This window comes from Geminicoccus flavidas (genome assembly GCF_009806515.1).
In the GTDB taxonomy this organism is placed as follows: domain Bacteria; phylum Pseudomonadota; class Alphaproteobacteria; order Geminicoccales; family Geminicoccaceae; genus Geminicoccus; species Geminicoccus flavidus.
The window spans coordinates 1-7,370 of record NZ_WUJP01000992.1; the positions used below are offsets into that span (position 1 = coordinate 1).

The 7,370-nt window shown below is 69.0% G+C and carries 7 protein-coding genes and 1 riboswitch; of the genes, 6 read left to right on the forward strand and 1 reads right to left on the reverse strand.

Annotation, left to right across the window (positions count from 1 at the left end):
* Positions 1–19: 19 nt before the first annotated feature.
* A complete protein-coding gene (locus tag EQG76_RS28185; RefSeq protein WP_159718420.1) occupies positions 20–289 on the reverse strand; it encodes a hypothetical protein in 270 nt (89 codons plus the stop codon).
* Positions 290–382: 93 nt separating this feature from the next.
* On the opposite strand from EQG76_RS28185, the gene EQG76_RS28190 reads away from it, so the two are divergent.
* From EQG76_RS28190 to EQG76_RS28215, 6 genes are all read left to right on the forward strand, one after another.
* Positions 383–895 carry a prolyl-tRNA synthetase associated domain-containing protein gene (locus EQG76_RS28190; RefSeq protein WP_159718421.1) on the forward strand — a complete coding sequence of 171 codons (513 nt, stop codon included), beginning with the start codon at positions 383–385 and terminating at the stop codon, positions 893–895.
* A gap of 61 nt (positions 896–956) precedes the next feature.
* A riboswitch (glycine riboswitch) is annotated at positions 957–1,048 on the forward strand.
* 160 nt (positions 1,049–1,208) lie between these two features.
* A complete protein-coding gene (gene gcvT / locus EQG76_RS28195; protein WP_200841194.1) occupies positions 1,209–2,324 on the forward strand; it encodes a glycine cleavage system aminomethyltransferase GcvT in 1,116 nt (371 codons plus the stop codon).
* A gap of 4 nt (positions 2,325–2,328) precedes the next feature.
* Positions 2,329–2,703, forward strand: coding sequence for a glycine cleavage system protein GcvH (gene gcvH, locus EQG76_RS28200; protein WP_159718423.1), 375 nt, complete (start codon positions 2,329–2,331; stop codon positions 2,701–2,703).
* Positions 2,704–2,719: 16 nt separating this feature from the next.
* The gene (gcvP, locus tag EQG76_RS28205) at positions 2,720–5,614 is read left to right on the forward strand and encodes an aminomethyl-transferring glycine dehydrogenase (RefSeq protein ID WP_159718427.1); all 2,895 of its coding nucleotides are present in this window, start codon (positions 2,720–2,722) and stop codon (positions 5,612–5,614) included.
* 172 nt (positions 5,615–5,786) lie between these two features.
* Complete coding sequence (locus tag EQG76_RS28210; RefSeq protein WP_159718424.1) at positions 5,787–6,911, forward strand: flagellar basal body P-ring protein FlgI; 1,125 nt, start codon at positions 5,787–5,789, stop codon at positions 6,909–6,911.
* Positions 6,911–7,219: a rod-binding protein gene (locus EQG76_RS28215; protein WP_159718425.1), complete on the forward strand. Its 309-nt coding sequence runs from the start codon at positions 6,911–6,913 to the stop codon at positions 7,217–7,219. The genes EQG76_RS28210 and EQG76_RS28215 overlap by 1 nt, the downstream gene beginning before the upstream one ends.
* The last annotated feature ends 151 nt before the right edge of the window (positions 7,220–7,370 follow it).

Genomic DNA, 7,370 nt, shown 5'->3' on the forward strand with positions numbered 1-7,370 from the left:
GGCGGTGGAGGCCTGAACCTTATCTTCGGCGCCAGCTTTGGTGCTGCCGCCAGGACCGCTCCGGCCGCCATCGGCCCCGGCACGGCGTGCCGGCCAGCGCCGACAGGTCGACGCCGCCGCCTTTTGCGAACACGTCTGCCACGGCCGGCGCCAGGAAGGGATAGGCGGCGACGATGCCGGTCAGCTCGGCGTGCCGCTTGCGCAGCGTTTCCCCGTCGAGATCACCCGGCAGCGCCCGGCTGACCAGCCCCAGCCCCACCAGCACCGCCAGCGGCAGGAGCCGCCTCACCCTCGCTTCATCTCATGCCCGCCCTTGCCGAGCCCATCCGTCAAAGCTAGTTCGCCCGTTCATGCCACCCATTGCTTAGAGCGGAAGTCATCGATGAGCGCGCGCGACCAGTTGATGGGCCTCCTGGCCGAGCTCGGCATCGTGGCGGCCACCCACGAGCACCCGCCGGTCTACACAGTGGAGGAGGCCCAGGCTCATACGGCGCATCTGCCGGGCGGCCACTGCAAGAACCTGTTCCTCAAGGACAAGAAGGGCCAGCTGTTCCTGGTGGTCTGCCTGGACAGCCAGGAGGTGCGGATCAACGCCCTGGCGAGGCGCCTGGGTGCGGCGCGCCTCTCGTTCGGCAATGCCGAGCTGCTCCTGGCGACGCTTGGCGTCACGCCGGGTTCGGTTACCCCGTTCGCGCTGATCAACGACGTCGAGCGCAAGGTGCAGCCGGTGCTGGACGCCAAGATGCTGCGCCACGAGATCCTGAACTATCACCCGCTCACCAACGAGGCCACCGTGTCGATCCGCAGCGCGGAGCTGACCCGGCTGCTGACCCACTGGGGCTATCGGCCGATCATCCTCGACCTGGACGAGGTGGGCGACGCGCCCGAAGCGTGACGACGCCCCACGGGAAGGCTTGATTCGCCCGGGCGGCGGGCTACGCTCAAGGCCACGCCGATTTGTGTCTGCGGGAGAGACCGTGCTGCGAGGCGCGGCGCCGAAGGAGCAACCGCCCCGGAAACTCTCAGGCAGAAGGACCGCAGGGGACACAGGCGCTCTGGAGAGAGGCCGCATCGACGCGGCCCACCGAAGGGGAGCGTGGCACTGTCCGGGTCAGACCGGGCAGGGCTCCGTGTAAGCTCTCAGGTACGGGACAGAGGGGGCGCAACCGATCCGGAGGTCCGGCTCGGTCCTGCGTCTGCCGGAGGTCCTGTTGCCCGATTCCATCAAGACCACGCCGCTGAACGGCCTGCATCGCGAGCTGGGCGCCCGCATAGTGCCGTTCGCGGGCTGGGACATGCCGGTCCAGTATCCCACCGGGATCCTGACCGAGCACCTGCATACCCGCTCGGCCGCCGGGCTGTTCGACGTGTCGCACATGGGCCAGCTCCTGATCACCGGGCCTGATCCGGCCAGGGCGATCGAGCGCCTGGTGCCGGCCGACATCGTGGGCCTGGGCGAGGGCAAGGCGCGCTACACGGTGCTGACCGCCGAGGACGGCGGCATCCTGGACGATTTGATCATCACCAGGGACGCGCCGGACCGGCTGTATGTCGTGGTGAACGCGGGCGGGACCGAAGCCGACCTCGCCCACCTGAAGGCAGGGCTCGAGCCAGAGCACCAGGTTACCCATCTGGCCGACCGGGCGCTCCTGGCCCTGCAGGGGCCGCAGGCGGTCGCCTGCGTCGCGCGGATCGTGCCGGAGGTCGAGCGGCTGGGCTTCATGGAAAGCCTCGTCACCACCGTTCAGGGCGTCGAGGTGCGGATCTCGCGGCTGGGCTACACCGGCGAGGATGGGGTGGAGCTGAGCGTGCCGGCGGATCATGCGGTCAAGTTCGCCCGCACCCTGCTCGCCATGGAGGAAGTGAAGCCGATCGGCCTGGGTGCGCGCGATTCGCTGCGCCTGGAGGCGGGGCTTTGCCTCTACGGCCACGACATCGACACGACCACTTCCCCGGTGGAAGCGAACCTCGCCTGGACGATTGGCAAGCGCCGCCGCGAGGAAGGCGGGTTTCCCGGGGCCGAGCGGATCCTGCGCGAGATCGCCGAGAAGCCCGCGCGCCGGCTGGTCGGGCTGAGGCCCGAGGGCAAGGCCCCTGCCCGCGAGGGTGCCGAGATCACCACGACTGACGGCTCGCCGATCGGCAAGGTCACCTCAGGCGGCTTCGGCCCTAGCGTCGGCGGCCCGATCGCGATGGGCTATGTCGTCGCTGCCCAGGCGGCGCCCGACACTGCCGTACATATCCTGGTGCGCGGCAAGCCGCTGCCCGCCACCGTCGTCAAGCTGCCCTTCACCCCGCACCGCTATGCCCGCCGAGGAGCCTGATCGCATGACTACGCGCTACACCAAGGACCATGAATGGGTGAAGGTCGAGGGCGACGTCGCCACGGTCGGCATCACCGACCACGCCCAGCAGCAACTGGGCGACGTCGTGTTCGTCGAGCTGCCCGAGGTCGGCACCGTCGTCGAGAAGGGCGGCGACATGGCGGTGGTCGAGAGCGTCAAGGCCGCCTCGGAGGTCTATGCCCCGATCTCCGGCAAGATCGTCGCGGCCAATCAGGCGATCGTCGACGAGCCGGGCTCGGTCAATCTCGGCGCCGAGGGCGATGCCTGGTTCTGCAGGATCGAGGCCTCGGACCTTTCGGAGCTGGACGAGCTGATGTCCCGCGCCGACTACGACGCCTACATCGCCACGCTGGACTGAAGGCACGTTCATGACGATGGAGGACCTGCCTCTCGCCGCGCTCGAGGACCACAATGCCTTCGTGCGCCGGCATATCGGCCCGGATGCCGCCGAGCAGGCGGCGATGCTCCAGACGCTGGGGCTCACCACGCTGGATGAGCTGATCGAGGAGACGATCCCGGCAGCAATCCTGGCGAGGCGCCCGTTCGCGATCAAGCCGCCGGCCAACGAGCACGAGGCGCTGGCGGAATTGCGCGGCTATGCGCAGAAGAACCGGATCACGACCTCGCTGATCGGCATGGGCTATTACGGCACCCACACGCCGAACGTGATCCTGCGCAACGTCCTGGAGAACCCGGGCTGGTACACCGCCTACACGCCGTACCAGGCCGAGGTCAGTCAGGGCCGGCTGGAGGCGGTGCTGATCTTCCAGCAGGCCGTGCAGGACCTGACTGGCATGGAGATCGCCAACGCCTCGCTGCTCGACGAGGCGACCGCGGCGGCCGAGGCCATGACCATGGCCCTGCGCGTGGCGAAGTCCAAGTCGATGCGCTTCTTCGTCGACGCCGACACCCACCCGCAGACGCTGGCCGTCCTGCGCACCCGCGCCGAGCCGCTCGGCATCGAGGTGGTGGTGGGCGGGCTCGACGATGGGCTGCCGGAAGACCTGTTCGGCGGCCTGCTCTCCTACCCCGGCTCGTCCGGCCAGGTGTGTGACCTGCGCGGGCCGATCGAGGCGATCCAGCGAGGCGGCGGCCTCGCGATCGTCACCTCCGACCTCCTGGCACTGGCGGTCCTGACTCCGCCCCGCGAGATGGGTGCCGACGTGGTGGTGGGCTCCGCCCAGCGCTTCGGCGTGCCGATGGGCTTCGGCGGCCCCCATGCCGCGTTCTTCGCGACCAAGGACGCGCACAAGCGCTCCATGCCCGGCCGGCTGATCGGCGTGTCTCGCGATGCCGCCGGCGGCACGGCGCTGCGCATGGCGCTGCAGACCCGCGAGCAGCATATCCGCCGCGAGAAGGCCACCTCCAACATCTGCACCGCCCAGGTGCTCCTGGCCGTGATGGCGGCCTTCTACGCCGTCTATCATGGGCCCGACGGCATCCGGCGGATCGCGCAGCGCGTCCACCGCCTGACCCGGATCCTGGCACGTGGCCTCGCCCAGGCCGGTGTCACCGTCGAAACCAGCGCCTTCTTCGACACCCTGACCCTGCACGTGCCGGGCCGGGCGGAAGAGATCGTGGCGACGGCCCACGCGCAGGACATCGACCTGCGGCGCATGGGGCCGGACCGGATCGGCCTGTCGCTGGATGAGACCTCGACCCGGGCGACCGTGGAAGCGGTGCTCGGCCTGTTCGGCGACCGCGTGCTGTCGGTGGAAGAGCTGGACGAGGCCCTGCCCAGCGTCCTGCCGCTGCCGCTGCAGCGCCAGTCCGCCTATCTGCAGCACCCGACCTTCTCGCTCTACCACAGCGAGACCGAGATGCTGCGCTATCTGCGTCATCTGCAGTCCAAGGACATCGCGCTCGACCGCTCGATGATCCCGCTGGGCTCCTGCACGATGAAGCTGAACGCGACGGCGGAGATGATCCCGGTGACCTGGCCGGAGTTCGGCCAGATCCACCCGTTCGCACCGAAGGACCGCTGGGAAGGCTACCGGCTGGTCCTGGACGACCTGGAGCACTGGCTGGCGACCATCACCGGCTTCGACCAGGTCTCGCTGCAGCCCAATGCCGGCAGTCAGGGCGAGTATGCCGGGCTGCTCGCGATCCGCGCCTACCACCGCGCCCGCGGTGATGTGGACCGTGACGTCTGCCTGATCCCCTCCTCCGCGCACGGCACCAACCCGGCCTCGGCGGCGATGGCCGGGATGCGGATCGTGGTAGTCGCCTGCGACGCGCAGGGCAACGTGTCGATCCCGGATCTCGAGGCCAAGATCGCCCAGCACGCGGGCAAGGTCGCGGCGCTGATGATCACCTACCCCTCGACCCATGGCGTGTTCGAGGAAGGGATCCGCGAGATCTGCCAGCTGGTCCATGACGCCGGTGGCCAGGTCTACATGGACGGGGCCAACCTGAACGCCATGGTCGGCCTGTGCCGGCCGGCCACGTTCGGCGCTGACGTCAGCCACATGAATCTGCACAAGACCTTCTGCATCCCGCATGGCGGCGGCGGCCCGGGCATGGGGCCGATCGGCGTGAAGGCGCATCTGGCGCCCTATCTGCCGGGCCATCCGGTGGTGGAAGGGGTCAATCCGGCGGCGGTGCCCGGCGAGCCCGACCACACCGTCTCGGCGGCACCCTGGGGCTCCGCCTCGATCCTGCCGATCTCCTGGATGTATATCCGGATGATGGGCGTGGAAGGCCTGGCGCAGGCCACCAGGGTAGCAATCCTGAACGCCAACTACATCGCCAACCGCCTGCACCCGCACTTCCCGGTGCTCTACCGCGGCGCCAAGGGCCGGGTCGCCCACGAGTGCATCATCGACCTGCGCCCACTCAAGGAAAGCTCGGGCATCACGCCGGAGGACGTGGCCAAGCGGCTGGTCGACTACGGCTTCCACGCACCGACCATGTCCTTCCCGGTGGTCGACACGCTGATGATCGAGCCCACCGAGAGCGAGAGCCGGCGCGAGCTGGACCGCTTCTGCGACGCGATGATCGCGATCCGCGCGGAGATCGCCAAGGTCGAGGACGGCACCTGGTCGCTGCAGGACAACCCGGTGCGCAACGCGCCGCATGTCCCGAACGCCCTGCTCGGCCGGGCCTGGAACCATGCCTACGACCAGGACACCGCGTTCCATCCGGGCCGCCATCCCTTGTGGGACGACAAGTACTGGCCGCCCGTGGCGCGGGTCGACAACGTGTTCGGCGACCGCAACCTGATCTGCTCCTGCCCTCCTATGGAGGACTGGCAGGAAGCCGCGGAGTAGGCCGGCAAGTGCTGCCACCGGCCCGGCAGGAATTGCCGGGTCGGGTTCGGCAGACATTCGGCTTCATGTAGCGATGATTCGACTAGCAGGCCGGGACCGAGCCAGGAGACTGGTTTGGCCCGGCCTTTGCTGTTCTTGGCGGCGACCGATCCGTTTCGGGTGACCGACCGCCATGTTCCATCGCCTGGCCCTCCCGCTGCTCCTGCTGTTCACCCTGCTCTGCCGGCTGGTCCAGCCGGATCCGGCGCTGGCCGCGCAGTCGCGCATCAAGGACGTCGCCGACTTCGAGGGTGTCCGCGACAACGTGCTGGTCGGCTACGGCCTGGTGGTCGGGCTGAACAGCACCGGCGACAGCCTGCGCAACTCCGCCTTCACCCAGGAGAGCCTGACCGCCATGCTCGACCGGCTGGGCGTGGCGACCCGCGGCGGCAAGCTCAACACCAAGAACGTCGCCGCGGTGATGGTGACCGCCACCCTGCCGCCGTTTGCCCGGCAGGGCAGCCGCGTTGACGTGTCCGTCAGCGCGCTGGGTGACGCCAAGTCCCTGAACGGGGGCACGCTGCTGGTGACCCCGCTGATGGGTGCCGATGGCGAGATCTATGCCGTGGCCCAGGGTGCGCTCACCACCGGCGGCTTCGAGGTCGGCGGCGAGGCGGAGAAGGTCACCCGCGGCGTGCCGACCAGCGCCCGCATCCCGTCGGGTGCCATCGTCGAGCGTGAGGTCGCCTTCGCACTGGCCGACCTGCAGGCGGTCCGCCTGGCGCTGCGCAACCCCGACTTCACCACCGCGGCCCGGATCGCCGCGGCGGTCAACCGCTGGTCCAAGACAGTGGGTGCTGAGGCGGTCGACCCGGCGACCGTGGTCCTGGAGGTCCCGGCCGGCTACCGCGACCGCATCGCGCTGCTGATGAGCGAGGTGGAGCAGCTCAAGATCGATCCGGACCAGCCCGCGCGCATCCTGGTCGATGAGACCAAGGGCATCATCGTGATCGGCGAGAATGTCCGGATCAGCACGGTGGCGATCGCTCAGGGCAACCTCACCGTGCGAGTCACCGAGACCCCCCAGGTGAGCCAGCCCGCACCCTTCTCCGACGGCGAGACGGTGGTCACCCCGCAGACCAACGTCCAGGTCGATGACCAGAGTGGCCGGGGCATGGCGGTCCTGAGCGGTGCCGTCACCCTGCAGGACCTGGTCGACGGGCTGAACGCCATGGGGGTGGGGCCGCGCGACATGATCGGGATCATCCAGGCGATCAAGGCGGCCGGCGCGCTGCAGGCCGAGATCGAGGTGATGTGATGGCGCATGCCGACCTGCCCTTCCCCGATCCCCTCCACACCGCTGACGCCACGCGCCAGCCAGCGCCCCTGCGCAAGTGGCCCGCGGCCGAGGAGACCGCCCGCGAGTTCGAGAGCGTGTTCCTCGCCAGGATGCTGGAAGGCATGAGCACGGGCTTAAGCGGCTCTCTCCTGTCCGGCGGCCAAGCCGAGGAAACCTGGCGGTCCTTCATGAACGACGAATACGCGAAACTGATCAGCCGCTCCGGCGGCATAGGCGTCGCCGATGCGGTCCTCCAGGCCATGCTCGGCGCCCAGGAGGTCGAGTGATGGAAGCTCTGGAACGGGAGAGCGTCGTAATGATGCTGATGCGCCAGCTGGAACAGGTGATGGAGCAGGAGATCCTGATCCTGCGCGCGATGCGCCTCGACCGGCTGGAGGAGGTGGTCACCGAGAAGACCGTGCTTTGCCAGGCCTACGA